We start from the raw sequence: 19,153 nt of genomic DNA, 5'->3' as shown, positions 1-19,153 counted from the left end.
GCCGGGCTCAGCCGCCCGGCGGAAGCGACACCGGCGACCGGGCCGAGGACGTGGTCGCCGTGAGCCACGCGCCGAGGACCCCGCGGTCGCCGGCAACCGTGAAACACGGGTCGTCCGGACGTCGGCGCCCTCGGACGAGCAGGAACAGATCCCCGGTGGGACCGTCGACGCCCGCCGACGCCTCACGGGCCGTCCGGGACCAGTGGAATCGGCCGTCGCCGAAGTCGATCGTCCAGGCGGCTCCGGTGTCCTCGCCGGTCAGCCGGAGCGAGCCGGCGGGCAGCGCCCGTACCGCGGGGGCGATCCGCTCGTCGTACGGCAGGTTCTCCAGGAACTCGTCCACCCCGTCGGCGCCCGTCACCACCGGGAGGCGCGGTTCCCGCCCGAGGGCGAGTTCCGCGTCGGCGAGGTCGACGACGGTCGCGAGGAACAGCCGCCGGGAGTGGAACCGCACCCGCTGGTCCGCTCCGGGCGACCACATGGGGGTCTCCGGGTCGACCTCGCGCAGGGTGCGCAGCGCGGCCCCGGCGCTCCGGGCCAGCCACGCGGGGTACGCGGCGGGGCCGGCCGGGAGGTCGAGCGGGATGTCCCGGCGCCGGACGCGTTCGCCCGCCCGGGTCCGTACGAGATGTTCCGTCCAGCGGAGGGTGGCTCCGTGGTCGCGCAGGAGATCGGCGAGGGTCCGGCCGGGCCGGCTCGGCAACGGGGTGGCGGGGTCCGCGTCCCGTACGGTCTCGACGAAGCGGCGGGTCAGGTCCTCGGCGCTGTCGCAGTACAGCTCGTGCTGGTCGTCGTCGAGACCGAACTCCTCGGGGATGCGGAGCACGTCGTCCCGCCAGGTCCCTTCGGGCCGTCGCGCGGCGGCCCGGCGCAGCAGCGCGGAGAGGGCGGCGCGGTCGGTGGGCGGCAACCGGTCGAGCAGGAATCCGGTGCCTTCCAGCCACTTCACGGCCATGTCGGGATCGAGCACATCGTCGTCGCAGGTGGAAACGGCGGACACCAGATCGGCCAGCGCCTCCGCCAAGGTGTTCAGCAGCGCGTCGCTCACGGGGGCTCCCTCCGGGTACGGAACCGACGGACCCTACCGCGCGGTAAGATCACTCCGCCATGAGAGCGAGTGCCGACTACACAAGTTTTGTCGCGGTAGGCGATTCCTTTACCGAGGGCATGTCCGATCTGCTCCCCGACGGTTCGTACCGGGGCTGGGCGGATCTCCTCGCGGCCCGGCTGGCGGCCCGCACCCCGGGATTCCGGTACGCGAATCTCGCCGTGCGCGGCAAGCTCATCGGCCAGATCGTCGACGAACAGGTCGGCGCGGCGGCCGCCATGCGCGCGGATGTGGTGACGCTGGTCGGCGGGCTCAATGACACGCTGCGCCCCAAGGTCGACATGGGCCGGGTCCGGGGTCGGCTCGAAGAGGCCGTGGAGAAGCTGGCGCCGTCGTGCGGGCAACTGGTCCTGATGCGCAGTCCCGGCCGCGACGGCCCGTTCATGGAGCGGTTCCGCCCGCGTATGGAGGAGCTGTTCGTCCATCTCGACGAGCTGGCCGCCCGGCACGGGGCGCTGATCGTGGATCTGTACGGCTCGGGTGCGCTCGGCGACCAGCGGCTGTGGCACCCGGACCGGCTGCATCTGACGGCCGAGGGCCACCGGCGCGTGGCGGAGGCGGTCTGGCAGACGCTCGGTCTCACGGCCGAGGGCGACTGGCGGACGCCGCTGCCGCCCGCGGCCCCGGTGGGCTGGGCGGCCCGGCGGGCCGGGGATCTGCGGTTCGCCCGGCAGCATCTGGGGCCGTGGATCGGGCGCCGGCTGACGGGCCGTTCCTCGGGGGACGGCCGTCCGGCCAAACGGCCCGAGCTGCTTCCGTTCGAGCCCTCGCGTCCGTAGCGGCCTGGCTTGCCTCGGCGTATGACCAGGACCGGGGCGTCGGCCCGGGTGAACCGACAGTAGAATTTCGCCACGTGACTGCTGTGTCTGCGAAGCCTCGTATCCCCAATGTCCTGGCTGGCCGCTATGCCTCTGTGGAGCTGGCGGAACTCTGGTCCCCCGAGCAGAAGGTGAAGCTGGAGCGCCGGCTCTGGCTGGCGGTGCTGCGCGCCCAGAAGGACCTCGGCATCGAGGTGCCGGAAGCGGCCCTCGCGGACTACGAGCGGGTGCTCGACCAGGTCGATCTGGCCTCGATCGCCGAGCGCGAAAAAATCACCCGCCACGATGTGAAGGCCCGGATCGAGGAGTTCAACGCGCTCGCGGGCCATGAGCAGGTCCACAAGGGCATGACGTCCCGCGATCTCACCGAGAATGTGGAGCAGCTGCAGGTCCGGCTCTCGCTGGAGCTGATGCGGGACCGTACGGTCGCGGTCCTCGCCCGGTTGGGCAGGCTCTCCGCCGAGTACGCCGAGCTGGTGATGGCCGGGCGTTCCCACAATGTCGCCGCGCAGGCGACGACGCTCGGCAAGCGGTTCGCGACGGCGGCCGATGAGCTGCTGGTCGCGTACGGCCGCCTTGAGGAGTTGCTGGCCCGCTATCCGCTGCGCGGGATCAAGGGCCCGGTCGGCACCGCGCAGGACATGCTCGATCTGCTGGGCGGGGACGCGGCGAAGCTCGCCGAGCTGGAAGAGCGGGTGGCCGGGCATCTGGGCTTCGCCCACGCCTTCACCTCCGTCGGCCAGGTCTATCCGCGCTCGCTCGACTACGACGTGGTCTCCGCGCTGGTCCAGCTGGCCGCCGCGCCCTCCTCCGTCGCCAAGACGATCCGGCTGATGGCCGGGCACGAGCTGGTCACCGAGGGCTTCAAGCCGGGCCAGGTCGGCTCGTCCGCGATGCCGCACAAGATGAACACGCGCTCCTGTGAGCGGGTCAACGGGCTGATGGTGATCCTGCGGGGTTACGCCTCGATGACGGGCGAGCTGGCGGGCGACCAGTGGAACGAGGGCGATGTGTCCTGTTCCGTGGTACGCCGGGTGGCGCTGCCGGACGCGTTCTTCGCCTTCGACGGACTGCTGGAGACCTTCCTCACGGTCCTCGACGAGTTCGGTGCGTTCCCCGCCGTCGTCGCCCGTGAGCTGGACCGCTATCTCCCCTTCCTGGCCACCACCAAGGTGCTGATGGGCGCTGTGCGGGCCGGGGTGGGCCGTGAGGTGGCGCACGAGGCGATCAAGGAGAACGCGGTCGCGTCGGCGCTGGCGATGCGCGAGCAGGGCGCGGAGCGCAATGAGCTGCTGGACAAGCTGGCGGCCGACGAGCGGATTCCGCTCGACCGGGGGCAGCTGGATGCCCTGATGGCGGACAAGCTCTCGTTCACGGGTGCGGCCGGCGACCAGGTCGCGGCGGTCGTCGCCCGTGTCGAGGAGATCGCCAAGCGGCATCCGGCCGCCGCCGGATACGCGCCGGGATCGATTCTCTGACCGGATGGCCGCCATGCGCCCCGGCGACAGGACCCCCGACGAAGAGAAGGCCGTCCGCGACCGTGTCGTCGACGACGTGGTCGCGGACGGACTGTCCGTGCTCTTCTGCGGGATCAATCCGGGGCTGATGTCCGCGGCGACCGGCCACCACTTCGCCCGTCCCGGCAATCGGTTCTGGCCGGTGCTCGAACTGTCGGGGTTCACTCCCCGGCGGCTGAAGCCGTCGGAGCAGGGCGAGTTGCTGGAGTACGGTCTCGGCATCACCAATGTGGTGGCGCGGGCGACCGCGCGCGCCGACGAGTTGGACGTCGAGGAGTTCCGCGAGGGCGGCCGGCTGCTGCGGGCGAAGGTGGAGCGGCTCCGGCCCGGGTGGCTGGCGGTCGTGGGCATCACCGCCTACCGGACGGCCTTCGGGGAGAAGGCCGCCCGTATCGGGCCGCAGGAGCGGACGATCGGGGAGACGAGGATCTGGGTCCTGCCCAATCCGAGCGGTCTCAACGCGCACTGGACGGCCCTGACGATGGCGCGGGAGTACGAACGGCTGCGAGCCGCGGTGGATGCCGCCGCTCCGTCCGGTTCGTCCCGCGGCCCGCGGTCGCCGGACGCCTGACCGGGCGGGCCCGCCGGACGCGTGTCCGCGACGGTTGGGAGGATATGGGCCCGTGCGTCCCCTGAGCCTCGCGCATCTACCGTGCGTGTCGAACGGCCAGCGAGTACGATCCGGCAGACACACGCGCCCGAGCCGCACCGGCTGGGGCTGGAAGGACACACGGTGGGGCGGCTGACCGGCGGCGATCCGTCTTTGCTGCGGCGGATCAACTCGGCTGTGGTACTTCATGCGCTGCGGGGCTCCGGCACGCCCACGCTCACGGATCTGACCCGGGTCACGGGGTTGTCCCGGCCCACCGTCGAGGGGGTCGTCGAAGGGCTCATCGAGGCGGGGCTGGTCGCCGAGAGCGAGCCCGTGGAAGGCGCGGCGCGCCGCCAGGGCCGTCCTGCGCGGCGGTTCCGGTTCCGGGTGGAGGCCGGTCATCTGCTGGGCATCGAGATCGGTCCGCACCGGGTCGCCGCGCTCGTCTCGGGTCTGGACGGACGCATCATCGGCGCGGGATCGCGGGAGGTGTCGGAGACGGCGTCGGCCGACGACCGGCTGGAGCGGGTGCGGCTGGTGATCGCCGACGTCCTGCGGCGCACCGGGGTCTCCCGCGGCAATCTACGGGCGGTCGGGGTCGGCTCGCCGGGCATCGTCGAGGCGGACGGGACCGTACGCCTCGGGGTGGCGCTGCCGGGGTGGACCGGGCTGCCGCTCGGCCAGCGGCTCCAGCGCTCGTTCCGCTGCCCGGTGCTGGTGGAGAACGACGCGAACGCGGCGGCCGTCGCCGAGCACTGGAAGGGGTCGGCGAAGGGGTCCGACGACATCGTCTTCGTCCTGGCCGGGCTGAGTCCGGGCGCGGGCTCGCTGATCGGCGGGCGGCTGCACCGGGGGTTCGGCGGCGCGGCGGGCGAGATCGGGGCGCTGCATCTGCTGGGGCGCGGAATGACCCCGGAGAAGCTGCTCTCCACCACTGACCAGCCGCTGCATCCGCTGGACGAGCAGGCGGTGGCGGATGTGTTCGCCCTCGCCAAGAAGGGCGACGCGCGGGCCCAGGCGGCGGTCGAGCGCTTCATCCAGCGTCTGGTGCACGATGTGGCGGCGCTGGTGCTGGCGCTCGACCCGGAGCTGGTGGTCATCGGCGGCTGGGCGGCCGGGCTCGACGGCGTACTCGACCCGCTGCGCGATGAGTTGTCGCGGTACTGTCTGCGACCGCCGAAGGTGACGCTCTCCCTGCTGCGCGAGGCGGCCGTGGCGACGGGCGCGCTGAGGCTCGCCCTGGACCATGTCGAGGAGGAGCTGTTCGCCGTGGAGGGCACGGTGACGGCCCGCCGCTGAGGGCGGGCCCGGTCACGAGTGCGGGACCCGGGGCGTCGGGCGCGCGCTCCCCGGACGTCCCCGGTCGGGGGGCGGTAGGTGATCGGCCGGGCGTGACCTTGCCCGCGCCCCTTCTGTACGAGGCCCGGCCTCGTACAGAAGGGGCGCGGGCCGGGTTCAGGAAGCTCGGACCCGTATAGGGAAGCGGCCCCGTACAAGGAAGCGCGGGCCAGGCTCAGGAAGCGCGGCGCTCCTCGTCGTGGTGGCGGATCTCCACATCGCCGAAGTCGCCGAAGGTGAGCCGGCAGGTGTCCGCACGGTAGGTGGAGACGGAGACCGCCGCCGTCCTGCCCGCCGAGAAGTAGCGGGTGGTGACGACCAGCACCGGCGAGCCCGGCAGCCGGTCGAGTTCCCTCGCATGGTCGGCGCGGGCCGATCCCAGTTCCACCGCGCGGTCCTGGCCTTCGAGGTCGAGGCGCTGGAGTTCCCGCAGGACGCCCCGCGCGCGTGCCGCTCCGGATGGGGCGTCTATGGCCGAGAGGTCGGGCACGGAGGAGGCCGGGACATAGAGGATTTCCGCCGCGACCGGCTGGCCGTGGGTGGCGCGCAGCCTGCGCAGGGCGTGGGTGTCCTCGTTCGGCGCGGTGCCCAGTAGGCGGGCCACAGCCGTGGGCGGCACCGCCCTGGCGCAGTCGAAGGACTGCCAGGCGTCCTGGTCCGATCCGGGCCAGGCGTGCCGGGTGGTGGAGACGTCCACGCCCATGCGCGGCGGGGCGACCGTGGTGCCCACTCCGCGGCGGCGCTGGAGCCGTCCTTCGAGTTCGAGCTGTTCGAGTGCCTGGCGGAGCGTGGCGCGGGCGACCCCGAAGCGGGCGGCCAGTTCACGCTCGTTGGGGAGGATCTCCCCCACCGCGAAGTCCGAGTCGAGCGCGTCGCTGATCACGTTCTTGAGATGCCAGTACTTCGGCTCCGGCACCGATTCCAGCTGCGTGGTCCCCACCCTGCTCCTCCGCAATCGCCGTGTCAGCGGCGGTTGTTCCGCGCCTTTGTTTTTTAAAGGTCCTTGCACTATGTCTGCGACGATAGGGGGGCACGACACCTTGGTCAAGACCAATCCTCCGTTGGTCACGTTCCGAAGTCGACGAATGCGTCAAACGTTCACAGAGTGTTGTCACTCCAGTGAAGCGCGAGCGGCAGAGCGCCCCATGTCTTTTCGGACAGGGCCCCTGACGTGCGAGGGAGGGAAGTGGGGCGAGAGACTGCAGGGACGCCCTTGTGGCGGGCCAGTCGAGGGGCCGCCGGCCGTGGACACCTCAACGCCTGAACGCGGATGCTTGAAATGCGGACGTCTGGGCGCCGGGCCCCGCCGCATGGGACCGTCCGCGATCGCGGGCCGGGACACGGTGTCCGGCTGCGCTGCGGAGAGGGCTGGAAGCACGGGCGGCCGGGCGGTGAGAAAGTGCTCGATCGGGTCGCGTCAGCGGGCGGAACCCATCTGGCGGTGGGCCGCACTCCGCGACATGGCCGCTGCCTGTCGGCGAGTCGAGGTGAGGCTTCCCCTTGACCGATTTTGATCTGGTTTACCCGGTTCTGGGTGGTCGGGCGTGGACGTGATCTCCGCGTACTGGAGACCGAACGCCTCGCCCGGCAGGAACACCATCCCCTCCGGAGGAGCGCGGCTCCAGGACGGCCGGAAGGGCGAGGAGACGGATTCGGCGAGAAAACCGCCCGTACGGCCGCGTCCGGGGCGGCGGCGAGCGCTGTGGCGGTCGGCTCGGGCGGCCGGGGATGGCGAGTCGTCGCCATCCCCTTGAACTCAAGGCTACTGATCGGTAATTGTTGGTGCGTCGATCGTTTGGTGCATCGACTACCGACGAGCCGTCCACGCCGAGCGCGCCGGACGGCATCAGGGGGGCGTCCGGCATGACCACGAAGGTTTCGTTCTCCGTCGACTCGTCCACCGGCCGCCGGACGCTCTCCGCCGTCTACGAGAGGGTGGGCGCGGGAGAGCCGCTGCTGCTGCTCCACGGCATCGGACACCACTGGCGGGCGTGGGAGCCGGTCATGGACATCCTGGCCACCGAGCACGACGTGATAGCCGTGGATCTGCCGGGCTTCGGAGAATCGCCGCGGCTCCCCGACGGCGTGTCGTACGAGCTGCCCGCGGTCGGCCGGGTGCTGGGGTCGCTCTGCGAGGCGCTGGAGATCGGCCGCCCGCACGTCGTGGGCAATTCGCTGGGCGGACTGCTGGCCCTGGAGATGGGCCGGACCGGCCTCGCCCGGTCGGTCACGGCACTCTCACCGGCCGGTTTCTGGACAAGGAGCGAGCGGCTGTACGCCTTCGGGGCCCTCAGGACCATGTACCTGGGGGCGCGGACGATGCCCGGCCCGGTGACGGAGCGGCTGTCCCGGACCGCCGCCGGGCGGGCCGCGCTGACCGGTGCCATCTACGCGCGGCCGGGGCGGCGGTCACCGGCCGCCGTCGTCGCCGAGACCGTCGCCCTGCGCGAGGCGACCGGCTTCCACCGGACGCTCTCGGCCGGACGCGGCACGCTGTTCACCGACGACATCGCCGATGTGCCGGTCACCATCGCCTGGGGCGCCCGGGACCGGCTCCTCCCGCGCCGCCAGGGCATCCGGGCCAAGCGGACCATCCCGCGCGCCCGGCTCGTCCGGCTGCCGGGATGCGGCCATGTCCCGATGAACGATGATCCCGCGCTGGTGGCCCGTGTCATCCTCGACGGCAGCCGTTGAGTCCGGCCTGTCGGCATCGCCTCCGCCTCCGCCTCCGCTGGGGGCGTGTGTCGACCGTAGCGCCGTCCGTGCGGAGAGCGGGGCCTGCGGCGTCCGGTGCGTGCCATCACAAGGCGGAGGGCCGCCCTCGTACGGGACGTACTCGGGCGACTCCGATGACGCTGGGGGTCCGTCCCGCGCCGAAGGCAGCGGGGCAAAGCGTGCGTGCCGGGCGGGGCTCAGGCCGGACGGGACTTTCGCAACACGTCCTACGTCCTGCCGTTGGTCGGTGCCTTCCCGTCGGCCGGTGCCTTGCCGTCGGCCGGTCCTCCGCCGGCCGCGGGTGTTCCGGCGTCCGCTGACGGCCCGGCCTCCACCGATGTATTGGTGGCCGCCCGTTCCTTGCCGAACACTCCGGAGCCGAGCGCGGCGCCCGCTCCGACGAGGACACCCCCGGCCGCCTGGGCCGCGCCGAAGGCGCCCACGCCGACCAGGGGCGCGGTGAGGGCGGCGGAAACGGGGATCATCCCGGTGAACAGCGTGGCGCGCTCGGTGCCGATGCGCTGGAGTCCCATGTACCAGGTCACGAAGCCGATGACCGTGACCACGGCCGCCTGCCACAGCAGCGCCAGGGCCTCCGTCTGGGCGGGCGTCCGGACGAACTCCGTGCCGTCCACGACCAGGCCGATCACCGTGGACTCGACGGCCGCCACCGCGCAGACGCACGCCGTGAGGAGCTTCGGCCCAAGTGGACGGAGCACCGGCCCTGCGAGGACGGCGAAACCGACCTCCCCGATGAGCGCGCAGACCGACCAGACGATGCCCATGGTGTCGGTACGGCCCCAGCCTTGGACCGTGAAGGCTCCGGCGGCGACGAGCAGGGCTCCGATCAGGACGGGCCGGGTGGGGCGGCGGCTGCTCATCAGCGGGACGAGCACGGCGACGATGACGGGCGCACAGCCGACGAACACACCCGGCACAGCCGGTTCGGAAGTCCGTTCGGCCGCGAGGATCGCCAGATTGAAGCCCACCATGCCGACCGCCGCGACCAGCGCGATCCTCCCCCACTGGCGTGGGGTCAGGGTGCGCAGCGGGCCGAGCGCGGCCCGGCCGCCGAGCAACGGGAGGAGGAGCAGGAAGGCGAGGGCGTACCGGACGGCCTGGCCGCCGGCGTACGGATAGTCGCCGAGGAGGCTGTTGGCGGTGAAAGAGGCTCCCACAAGGCTGTAGGCGAAAGTGACGAGCAGGATCCCTTGCACCGCCCGCGGGGTCGTGCGGTTCGTCTGGCGGGTCATGACAGTGACGCTAAGGTTCCGGGCGGTCCCCCTTAAGGTCCACTTCTATGACGTCATCGAGGACCACTTCACAGAGCCCGGAGGGAGCGGACCGCTCCTCGGGAGCGGGTTCGGCCGGAGCGGGCGCGCGTTCCGGTCAGGGTTCCGGGACGGGTCAGGGTTCCGGATCCGCGCATGGTCCGGCGGGAGCGGTCGCGGCGGGGCCGGGGTCCTCCGGCACCTGGGCCGGGTTCTCCTGGGAGCTGCTGTCGCCCGCCGCCGCCGCGCCCGCCCGGCAGCGGGGCCGGACCCTCCAGTCGGCGCTGCGGGACGCGGTCAGATCGGACCGCCTCGCGGCGGGCACCCGTCTGCCCTCCAGCCGGGAACTCGCCGCCGACCTCGGCGTCTCCCGCGGGCTCGTCACGGAGGCGTACGAACAGCTGACGGCCGAGGGCTATCTGCGCAGCAACCGCGGCTCGGGCACCTGGGTCGGCGATGCGGCGCGCGCCGGAGCCCGTACAGCGCGGAATCTCGCGCCCCACGCTCCCGGCGCGGAGGTGAGCTTCCGCTCGGGCACGCCCGACCTGTCGCTGTTCCCCAGAGCGCCTTGGGCCGCGGCGCAGAAGGCCGTGCTCGGCCGACTGCCGCACCGGGCGCTCGGCTACCCCGATCCGCGCGGGCTCCCCGAGCTGCGTACCGCATTGGCGTCGCTGCTCACCCGGCGGCGTGGTGTGGTGGCCGACCCGGAGTGTCTGGTGGTGTGCTCGGGCGTGACCCAGGCGACGACCCTGATCGGCACCGTCCTTCACGGGCACGGGCAGCGGTTGGTCGGCCAGGAGGATCCGGGGAGTCCCGGCCATCGGACCGTGTTCACCGCCGTTGGACTGGAGACGGTCGCGCTGCCGCTCGACGGCGAAGGGCTGGTGATGGAGCCGCTGCTCCGCTCCGGGGTACGGATGGTGATGACCACGCCCGCCCATCAGTTCCCCTCCGGAATCGCCTACTCCGCAGCGCGCCGTGCGGAACTCCTCGACTGGGCACGGTCGGTGGACGGTCTGATCTTCGAGGACGACTACGACGGGGACTTCCGCTACGACCGGGCGCCGGTGGGCGCGCTCCAGGGGCTCGATCCGGAACGGGTCGCGTACAGCGGCTCGGTGAGCAAGTCGCTCGCACCCGGCCTGCGGCTCGGCTGGCTGCTCGTGCCACGTCGGCTGGTGGACGAGGTCGTCGAACGGAAGCGGACGATGGATCTCGGCAACCCGACGGTCGATCAGGCTCTGCTGGCCCACTTCATCGACCGCGGCGACTACGACCGCCAGTTGAGGCGCTGTCAGCGAGCCTACCGCGAGCGGCGGGATGTGCTGGTCCGCGCCTTGGAGGAGCATTTTCCGGGTACCGAGGTCAGCGGTATCGCCGCCGGGCTGCACATCATCGCGCGGCTCCCCGAGCGGTATGGGCCCGAGAAACGGTTTCTGGCGTGCGCGGCACGCGCCCGGGTCGCGGTCGGTCCGCTCACCGATCACGAACAGACGCCCGTGGCGGACCCCGGTGTGCGACTGGTGATCGGGTACGCCCATCTGACGCCGTCCGACATCGTGCGGGGCGTGGGGCTGCTGGCGCGGGAGGCGGCGGGCTGAGGAGCGAACGTCGGGCGGGGCCGACGGTCCGCCCGTATGCCGGACGGTCGCGGCCGGACCGGTTCGAACCGACCGTCCCGACCGTCGAGCGAGGTCGCCCGGTGCTGGCGAGAAGTCGCCACGCACTCCTTGATCAGTAGGAAAATGCCTGGTGGCGGGCGGTGAAGTGCCGCCGTGGCGGGGCGGATCGGACCGGATTCCCGGTCCGGTTGTCAGAGGCGGGATCTACGGTTTTTCTCATGACGCGAACAGTGCAGTCACTCGCCTACGCCCGGCCGTCCGCCCTTGAGTCGGCGGCGGACGGCCGGCTCCTCGGCCTTCAGACCTCGGGCGGGCTCACCCCTGTCGGCGTGCAGGCGCATCCCACCTTCTTCTCGGGGTTTCTGGCCTCGCCCCAGGCCGCCGCGCGGGGTCTGCTGGCGGTGGCGGACGTGGCGGCCACCCGCTATGTCCGTCCGACGCCCCGCCCCTTGCTCGATCCGGTGGTGACGGGGAACGGCGACCGGCTGCGGTTCGAGTCCTTCTCCGGCTGCTGTGGGGTGTACGCGCGGCTGGACGTGCTCCGTGACGGCCTGGGCGGCGCGGAGACCGGGCACGGCACCACCAATGTGGATGTCAACAATCCCCTGCGGGAGGCCCTGTCGCGGATGACGGGGGACAGCCCGCTCCATCTGCGGGTGGGGCCGGGAGAGATGGCGGTCACCACAGAGGAAGGCCCGGTGGTGGAGAAGAAGGTGCCGCTGCCGGACCGCTGGCTGCGCGGGTTCGCCGAGGCCCAGGTCGCCACGGCCGGCTTCGACCTGCGGGCGGAGCTGTCGGCCGCGGAGGCAGTGCGGTTCCTCCGTTCGCTGCCCCGGTCGTCCGGCACGGCCGCACGGGGTGCGATGTGGGTGGTCCCGGCGGGGAGGACGCTCAGGCCGACCACCCGGCCCGCCGCGGGCGCCGTGTGTCTGCCGGGTCCCGAGCGGCTGGCCGCGCTGCAGCGAGTGCTCCGCCAGGCGACGGCACTGCGGGTGTACGGCCCGGCGGCGGGCGACGGCAGGCCGACCTCCACCGCCTGGGAGGTGGCGCTGCCGGGCATGCGGCTCACGCTCACGCTCTCCCCCGAGGCCGCGCGCGGATTCTCGGGCGAGGGCGGGGTGCTGGAAGCCCTGGCGACCGAGGAGGCCGTCCAGGACGCCGAGTTGATCTCGGTGCTGCTGGCGTGGGAGCCGCAGATCGACCCGGCGGAGCTGGCGGCGCAGTCCGGCCTGCCGGCGGAGCGGGTGCGGGCGGCGTTGGTCCGGCTCGGCACGGCGGGCCGGGTGGGCTACGACGTCGCGGACGCGGCCTACTTCCACCGTGAGCTGCCGTACGACGCCGACCGCGCCGAGAAGCACAACCCGCGTCTGGTGGCCGCCCGTGCGCTGGCCGCGGCTGGAGCCGTGACCCTGGAGCCGGACGGTGAGTCGGCGTCGGTCGTCTCCGGTACCCGCGTATACCGGGTGCGGGAAGCGGACGGGCGGCTCCGCTGCACCTGCGCCTGGTGGTCGGAGCACCAGGGCGGGCGGGGGCCCTGCAAGCACGCGCTCTCGGTCCGCATGACCCGGCGTGCCGCGGCCTCGCACACGTCGGCCGACGGGCGTGTCGCCGTGGGAGGTGCGTGATGCGGGAACTGCTCGAGACCGTCCGGAGCGGGAAGGCTCATGAAGTTCCGGTACTGCTGAAGCCGCTGACTCCAGCCGAGCGCAGGGCGTGTCTGGCGGAGTTGAGGGCACTCCGCGCCGAAGTGCGGGGCTGGGGCACGGACCGCTGGCGGGAGAGGTCCCGGACACAGACCGCGCTGCTGGTCTCGGGCGCGGGCTGTCAGACCGGCGCGGCGGCCACGGCCTCCTGGATCGGAGCCCGTGACCTACGGAACGGCCGCGTGCCGCACAGGCTGCTGCTGGATGTCCTCAGCGGCCGTGATGCCGTCTGGCTCGGCGACGTCGCCCACCGTCTCGCCGCCCGTGCGTCGACCGTCGAGGACGACTATCCGCTGATCCATGAGCTGGTGGAACGGTCCGGGTGCCCGGTGCCGACCAGCGACGGCTATGTCTCCTCCTGGGCCAGGGGGATGTCGCACACCGGAAAGAGCGGGCTACGTCGGCTCGGCGAGGACCCGCACACGGCCGTCCTCGTGCCCCGGCTCTTCGAAATCCCTCGCCTCCCGGACCACGTTCAGTGGCACTCCGACCCCGAAGTCCCCGACCACTGGCCCACCGTGCTCACCGAACTTACGGGGACGGGCGTGCTGGAACGGTCGACACTCGTGGACGGCTCCGTCTCACGGCTGCTGCGCGGTGGACGGCCCAACGAGATGAGGTTCTTCCTGACCCTGTTGCGACGCCTCGAGCTGAGCACCGAGGAAGAGCGGGCCAGGGTCTCCGACTGGGTCGGCATGGCGGCCGATGGGAGCGGCGCCGTGGCCGCTCACGCGCAAGCGGTGCTGGGCAGGCTCGCCGAGAACGGTTCGCTGCCCGCCCGGTCCCTCGCCGACATGTCGGGGGCCGTGCTCTTCCGTACCGAGAAGAAGCTGGTCCGAGCTCAGTTGGTGCTGCTGGGCAAGGTGCTGCGCAAGGATCCCGCCACCGCCCCGGAGCTGCTGCCGGTCATCGCGGACGCCTTCGGCCATGAGGACATCGGGGTCCAGGAGCGGGCGCTGAAGCTGGTGGCCCGGCACCTCTCCGCCGTTGACGACGGCCTGCGCGACGAACTGAAGGCGAGCGCGGTCCTGTTGAGCCCGGTGCACCGTGAGGCCGCCGTGCAGACCTTCGGCGAGTTGCCTGCGGATCAGCCGGAGGCGTACGAGGAGGTCCTGCCCGCCGTCCCCCGTCCACGCAGGGTCGCTCCGGTGCCGGATTCGGTCGCGGAACTGGTCGAGGAGGTGGTGGTCCTCTTGAGAAACCGCGAGGAGTCGGATGCGTTCGAGCGGGTCCTGGACGGTCTGGTCCGTCTCGGCCACCGTGAGCCGGAACCGCTGGCCGCCGCGCTCCGGGAGGCGGTGGCCGGACACTGGCTGCTCAGCGCGGCCGACGAGCGCCTCCTCGACCGGCACTTGGGCAGGAACCCGAACGGTATCGCGGTGGTGATCGCCGCGTTGATCGATCGGGTGTCGGTCCGAACCCTCCACGACGCGGTGGCACGGTCCTCGTCCGACCGCTGCCCGCATCAGGCCCTCGGCGGCATCACCAAGGCCCGGCTCTGGGAGGCCGCGTTCCGATTGCGGACCGATCCGCTGCCGTTCCTCCTCGCCGCCCCGACCCGGCACACCGGGGCGTTGGAGCCGGACGTGCTGGTGGAGCGGCTCCGGGAGTATCAGCGGCTCGGATCGGTACCCGCGCCCGTGGACTTCGGGCAGGCGCTGCTGCGGGTCGAGCGAGGCGGGGACGGGCCGGCGTCGGACGCGGCAGCGGCGGCGGCCCGTCTGGGCACCAGGGAAGGCGACCGGCTCGCCGCCTGGCTCACCGGCGAGGCTCCTGAGATCCGGGTGCTGCGGACCGGCGGCGAGCCCGAGCCCGAGGACGACGGGGCCTCACTGGTGCGGCGCGGAGCCCGGAACACGAGGCACCGACTGCGGGACGCGCGCGAACGGGTGGCGATACAGCGCGACTTCCCCAAGTCCTTCCACTGGCTGGGCCGGGCCCTCGAAGCGCATCCGCACTGTTTCCACTGGGCGGACTGGGCCCCTGACTGGCGCGCGGTGCTGCCGCATGACCGTGAGGCGCTCGCCGCGTGGATGCTGCCCGGACTCCTGATGGCCGCGGCCGATGGACAGCGGGGCGTGACCAGATCTCTGGTGTCGCTCGCCGAGGCCGAATCCCCGGCCGGGCCCGCGGGCCCGGCGCTGCACCGGGCGCTGGCCGTCGGCTTGGGAGACCGCCATGCGGACGACCGGCTGGCGGCGGTCGACGCCCTGCTCGTGCTGGCCGCCCGAGGACAGCTGGACACGGCGCGGCTCGGCCATGAACTGGCCGAGCTGACCGGCCACGGCAAGGTGAAGACCAACCGCCTCGCGGAAGCCCTGCGTACGGCGGCGGCGACAGGGGCGTATGGGACCACCTGGTCCGTACTCGCCGTCGCGCTGCCCCGGCTGCTCAGAGCGGGGACGCCGACGCGGGGGCTCGGGGAGATCCTGGCGGTGGCGGCGGACTGCGTCGAGCGGTGCGGCGGCTCGGCGGTTCCAGCCGCTCGGACGGCTCAGTCGGCCGAGACGGCTCAGACCGCTCGTACAATTCAGGCCACTCGGGCCGCGATTCCCCATCCGGCCGCCGACCCGACGGACAACAACCCTTCGGACAGCGGTTCCACGGACACCGGCCCCACGGACAGCAGCCCGATGGACACCGACGCACCGGCGGCCGGTCTCACGGACACACCTCCGGCAGGCGGCGGTTCGACAGTCGCCGACGGCCCGAGACCCGTCCCCGGGACGGACGGCGAAGCGGACTGCGGCATACCCGGCCTGGCGGAGCTGGCGGGACGGCGGGGAACGTCCCAGGCGGTGGCGCAGGCGTCCCGGCTGCTGACGGCGCTGCGCCGGGGAGCCGACGCCCCCCACCCAAAAAATGGCCTGAAAACGCCCATAGCCGCCCAGATATAGCTTTACCCATCAGTCACACATCGTTCGCGACCGCGCAACACGCCCCGGACACAGTGGAGTCATGACTGATGTGACATCCGCGAGACGCGCCCGCCGCCCGCACCACTGGCGGCGGGACCTCGTCGAACTAGCGGCCGTGTTCACGGCGGTGGCGGTCGCCGACGTCGTCGCCAACCTGATCGGGCACACCCCCGACGGTCCGTATCTGCTCATCGCCGCGGCGCTGGCGTTCGTCGCCACCGCCGCGTTCCACATCTGGTGGGCACGGCGCCACGGCCATGCCCCTCCGACCGGTGCCACCGATACCACCGGCCCCGCCCTCCACCACACCGAAAGCGTCGATGGTACGGGCGACGGGGAGAGCGCCGAGGGCGGCGACGGCCGCACGGACGGCGCCGAGGCTCCCGCGCGCGCCGACGGGGAGCCGTACGAGACGGTGCTCTGGCGGATGCGGACCACCGTCCGGGACGAGCCCGGCAGCCTGGCCGCGCTCTGCGCCGCGTTCGCCGAACTCGGCGTCGACATACTGACCCTCCAGACGCATCCGCTGGCCGAGGGGACAGTCGACGAGTTCCTGCTGCGCGCCCCCGCCTCCCTCCAGATCGGGCGGCTGAACCGGGAGGTCTCCGCCGCGGGCGGCAGCGGCACCTGGTCCGAGCGCGCCGACGCCCACGACCTGGTCGACGCTCCGACCCGAGTGCTCTCACTCGCCACCCGTACGGCACTGGACGCCGCGGAGCTTCCGCTCGCGCTGCGCCAGTTGCTCGGGCGCTGCACCATCCACTCGCTGCCGGCCGTCTCCCCCACCGGTCGCCCGACCGGGGACCTTCCGCCCGTGGAAGGCGTACTGGAGGACACGGTCATGCGGCTGCGTGATCCCGGTGGCGGCGCGATCACGATCGAGCGGCCGTATCTCCCCTTCACCCCCACGGAGTTCGCGCGGGCGCGGGCGCTGGTGGAGCTGGACGCCAGGCTCGGCCCCCGTATCCCGCGCGGCCAGGACGTCCTCACGCTTCCCGAGGGGAATGCGATCACCGTCCGCCGAGCCGACCGGAGCGATGCCGAGGCGGCGAAAGCCATGCACGACCGCTGCTCGGCGCGGACTCTGCAACGGCGCTACCACGGCCCGGTCGGCGACGCGCACCGCTATCTCGACCATCTGCTCAGCCCGCGCTACGGCCGTACCCTCGCCGTGCAGACGGCCTCCGGCCGGCTCGTCGGACTCGGCCATCTGCTCTGGGACGGGGAGGAGACCGAGGTCGCGCTGCTCGTCGAGGACGACTGGCAGCGCCGGGGCATCGGCTCCGAGCTGCTGCGACGACTGGTCGCACTCGCCGAGGAGACCGGCTGCCGGAGCGTGTACGCCGTGACGCAGTCGTCCAACACCGGCATGGTGGCCGCGATGCGCGGCCTCGGTCTCCCCCTCGACTACCAGATCGAGGAGGGCACTCTGGTGATCACAGCCCGACTGGGCGGGGCGGAAGCGGATCTCCCTGCCCGGTTCGAGCAGGCCGGGCGCTGAGCACCCGGCCACCCGCGGGCTACGGCTCGTCGTAGCCCGGAACGGTCTCGTGCGGACCCCGGCCGCGGTGGCCGGGGCCGCCGGATCCCCGGCCGGCCGGGGCGAGCACCCGATCGGTCTCCCGCTGCCCCTCCCCCGATCCCACGCCCGGTTCCACGCCCGGTTCCACGCCCGGTTCCACGCCCGGTTCCACGCCCGGTGCGGCGCCGAGGGAGGCGTCAGCGGAGGCATCGAGAGCGGCATCGAGGTCGAGCCAGAGATCCTCGACGTCCTCCAGCCCCACGGAGAGCCGCAGCAAGCGCTCACCGACGCCCGCCGAGCGCCGGTCGGCCTCGTCCACGATGCGATGGCTGATCGACGCCGGGTGCTGGATCAGGGTGTCGACGCTGCCGAGACTGACCGCCGGGGTGATGAGGCGCACCCCGGCGATGACCCGGTGGGGATCGCCGTGCACCTCGAAGGAGACCATCGCCCCGCCGATCCGCGGATAGTGCACTCGCGCGATCCGCGGATCGGCGGCGAGCCGGGAGGCCAGTTCGGCGGCCGTCGCGGAAGCGGCCCTGACCCGTACCGGCAGGGTGGAGATGCCACGCAGCAGCATGTATCCGGCCATCGGGTGCAGTACGCCCCCGGTCGCGAAGCGGACCTGGCGCAGCCGGCCCGCGAACTCGGCGTCGCAGGCGACGACTCCGCCCATCACATCGCCGTGACCGCCCAGATACTTGGTCGCGCTGTGCAGCACGATCCGCGCGCCGTGCTCCAGCGGACGCTGGAGCACGGGCGTGGCGAAGGTGTTGTCGACGAGCAGCGGCACCGAGCCGCAGGCGTGCCGTACAGCGTCGAGATCGACTTCGGCGAGGGTGGGGTTGGCCGGTGTCTCGACCATGACCAGCCCGGTGTCCGGGCGTATCGCCGCCTCGATCCCGGCCGGGTCCGTCCAGGTCACCTCGGTTCCCAGCAGTCCCGCGGCAAGAAGGTGGTCGCTGCATCCGTACAGCGGGCGGACGGCGATGACATGGCGCAGTCCCTCGCTCGCCCGAACCAGCAGCACGGCGGTGAGCGCCGCCATTCCGCTGGCGAAGGCCACCGCGTCCTCGGCCCCTTCGAGCCGGGCGAGCGCGGCTTCGAATCGCGCGTTGGTCGGGTTGTCGAGCCGGGCGTAGACGGGCGGGCCCTCCAGTCGCGCGCCGGTGGCGGCGAAGGAGTCGATCCGCTCGGCCTCGGCCGCGGCGTCGTAGGACGGATAGGTGGTGGACAGGTCCAGCGGCGGGGCGTGCAGACCGAGCTGGGCGAGATCCTCGCGTCCGGCGTGGACCGCTTCGGTGGCCAGCGCCCGCGGTACGGGAGCGGCGAAGGCTGCTTTCTCCATGTCCGCAGGGTGAACACGTACCGGAAGGTAGCGGTCCGTCGCCGTGTTACGTTCGGCGAATGACCGAATCCGTCGCCCTTGATCCGGTGGACCTGCGAATACTCCGTCTGTTGCAGAACGACGCCCGGACGACGTACCGGGAACTCGCCGCGGAAATCGGAGTGGCACCGTCCACCTGTCTCGACCGGGTGACGCGGCTGCGCCGCTCGGGAGTCATCCTCGGACACCGGCTGGCCCTGGATCCGGCGCGGCTCGGCCGGGGACTGCAGGCGCTGCTGTCGGTGCAGGTGCGTCCGCACCGCAGGGAGCTGATCGGTACGTTCGTGGAACGGATCCGAGCGCTGCCCGAGTCGCGGGCGCTGTTCCATCTCACCGGGCCGGACGACTATCTGGTCCATGTGGCCGTGGCGGACACGGCCGATCTACAGCGCCTGGTGGTGGACGAGTTCACCTCGCGGCGTGAAGTCGCCCGGGTGGAGACGCGGTTGATCTTCCAGCAGTGGGAGTGCGGACCGCTGCTGCCTCCGGCGAAGGGCGACCGGACGCCCTCGTCCCGCTGACCGCCGGACGATGCCCCCAAGGACCGCGGACCGCCGACCGCCGCCTCCGAAGTACGGCCTGCGGGCCACCGCCTCCGGAACACGGCCCCGGGCCGCCGCCTCCGGACCGCCGACTTCAGGC

Annotated in this window: 14 protein-coding genes; 10 read left to right on the top strand and 4 right to left on the bottom strand. The window is 72.4% G+C overall.

Features of this window, described 5'->3' with window-relative positions:
* Positions 1-7 precede the first annotated feature (7 nt).
* Positions 8-1,048, bottom strand: a complete 1,041-nt coding sequence (locus ACWEFL_RS22670; RefSeq protein WP_451715503.1) for a maleylpyruvate isomerase N-terminal domain-containing protein — start codon at positions 1,046-1,048, stop codon at positions 8-10.
* A gap of 59 nt (positions 1,049-1,107) precedes the next feature.
* Here ACWEFL_RS22670 and ACWEFL_RS22665 point away from each other — a divergent pair, with 59 nt between their 5' ends.
* The 4 genes from ACWEFL_RS22665 to ACWEFL_RS22650 all read left to right on the top strand — a co-directional run bounded on the left by ACWEFL_RS22665 (position 1,108) and on the right by ACWEFL_RS22650 (position 5,334).
* Positions 1,108-1,887, top strand: coding sequence for an SGNH/GDSL hydrolase family protein (locus ACWEFL_RS22665; protein WP_451715500.1), 780 nt, complete (start codon positions 1,108-1,110; stop codon positions 1,885-1,887).
* Between the two features lie 83 nt (positions 1,888-1,970).
* Entirely contained in the window at positions 1,971-3,404 is a 1,434-nt protein-coding gene (purB, locus tag ACWEFL_RS22660; RefSeq protein WP_451715651.1) for an adenylosuccinate lyase, read from the top strand.
* A 4-nt stretch (positions 3,405-3,408) separates the two neighbouring features.
* Positions 3,409-4,014, top strand: coding sequence for a G/U mismatch-specific DNA glycosylase (gene mug / locus ACWEFL_RS22655; RefSeq protein WP_451715497.1), 606 nt, complete (start codon positions 3,409-3,411; stop codon positions 4,012-4,014).
* Between the two features lie 162 nt (positions 4,015-4,176).
* Positions 4,177-5,334 carry an ROK family transcriptional regulator gene (locus tag ACWEFL_RS22650; RefSeq protein WP_451715495.1) on the top strand — a complete coding sequence of 386 codons (1,158 nt, stop codon included), beginning with the start codon at positions 4,177-4,179 and terminating at the stop codon, positions 5,332-5,334.
* 214 nt (positions 5,335-5,548) lie between these two features.
* Here ACWEFL_RS22650 and ACWEFL_RS22645 read toward each other — a convergent pair whose 3' ends face one another.
* Positions 5,549-6,313: a GntR family transcriptional regulator gene (locus ACWEFL_RS22645; protein ID WP_451715492.1), complete on the bottom strand. Its 765-nt coding sequence runs from the start codon at positions 6,311-6,313 to the stop codon at positions 5,549-5,551.
* 923 nt (positions 6,314-7,236) lie between these two features.
* Here ACWEFL_RS22645 and ACWEFL_RS22640 point away from each other — a divergent pair.
* Positions 7,237-8,067: an alpha/beta fold hydrolase gene (locus ACWEFL_RS22640; RefSeq protein ID WP_451715490.1), complete on the top strand. Its 831-nt coding sequence runs from the start codon at positions 7,237-7,239 to the stop codon at positions 8,065-8,067.
* A 248-nt stretch (positions 8,068-8,315) separates the two neighbouring features.
* On the opposite strand, the gene ACWEFL_RS22635 is transcribed toward ACWEFL_RS22640, so the two are convergent.
* The gene (locus ACWEFL_RS22635; protein ID WP_451715487.1) at positions 8,316-9,341 is read right to left on the bottom strand and encodes a DMT family transporter; all 1,026 of its coding nucleotides are present in this window, start codon (positions 9,339-9,341) and stop codon (positions 8,316-8,318) included.
* A gap of 47 nt (positions 9,342-9,388) precedes the next feature.
* Here ACWEFL_RS22635 and pdxR point away from each other — a divergent pair, with 47 nt between their 5' ends.
* The 4 genes from pdxR to ACWEFL_RS22615 all read left to right on the top strand — a co-directional run bounded on the left by pdxR (position 9,389) and on the right by ACWEFL_RS22615 (position 17,103).
* A complete protein-coding gene (gene pdxR / locus ACWEFL_RS22630; protein WP_451715484.1) occupies positions 9,389-10,960 on the top strand; it encodes a MocR-like pyridoxine biosynthesis transcription factor PdxR in 1,572 nt (523 codons plus the stop codon).
* Between the two features lie 239 nt (positions 10,961-11,199).
* Entirely contained in the window at positions 11,200-12,606 is a 1,407-nt protein-coding gene (locus tag ACWEFL_RS22625; RefSeq protein ID WP_451715482.1) for an SWIM zinc finger family protein, read from the top strand.
* Complete coding sequence (locus tag ACWEFL_RS22620; RefSeq protein ID WP_451715479.1) at positions 12,606-15,581, top strand: DUF7824 domain-containing protein; 2,976 nt, start codon at positions 12,606-12,608, stop codon at positions 15,579-15,581. The genes ACWEFL_RS22625 and ACWEFL_RS22620 overlap by 1 nt, the downstream gene beginning before the upstream one ends.
* A gap of 61 nt (positions 15,582-15,642) precedes the next feature.
* Positions 15,643-17,103 (top strand): GNAT family N-acetyltransferase, encoded by a 1,461-nt coding sequence (locus ACWEFL_RS22615; protein ID WP_451715476.1) that lies wholly within the window; start codon positions 15,643-15,645, stop codon positions 17,101-17,103.
* 19 nt (positions 17,104-17,122) lie between these two features.
* Here the strand turns inward: ACWEFL_RS22615 and ACWEFL_RS22610 are convergent, their stop codons facing one another.
* Complete coding sequence (locus ACWEFL_RS22610; protein ID WP_451715473.1) at positions 17,123-18,472, bottom strand: trans-sulfuration enzyme family protein; 1,350 nt, start codon at positions 18,470-18,472, stop codon at positions 17,123-17,125.
* Between the two features lie 59 nt (positions 18,473-18,531).
* Between ACWEFL_RS22610 and ACWEFL_RS22605 the strand changes: the two genes are divergently transcribed.
* Entirely contained in the window at positions 18,532-19,032 is a 501-nt protein-coding gene (locus ACWEFL_RS22605) for an Lrp/AsnC family transcriptional regulator (RefSeq protein WP_451715470.1), read from the top strand.
* Positions 19,033-19,153: the final 121 nt, after the last annotated feature.

Source organism: Streptomyces sp. NPDC004838 (assembly GCF_053600955.1).
Note: the sequence above shows the minus strand (reverse complement) of the source record. Positions and strands in the feature narration are given on the sequence as shown.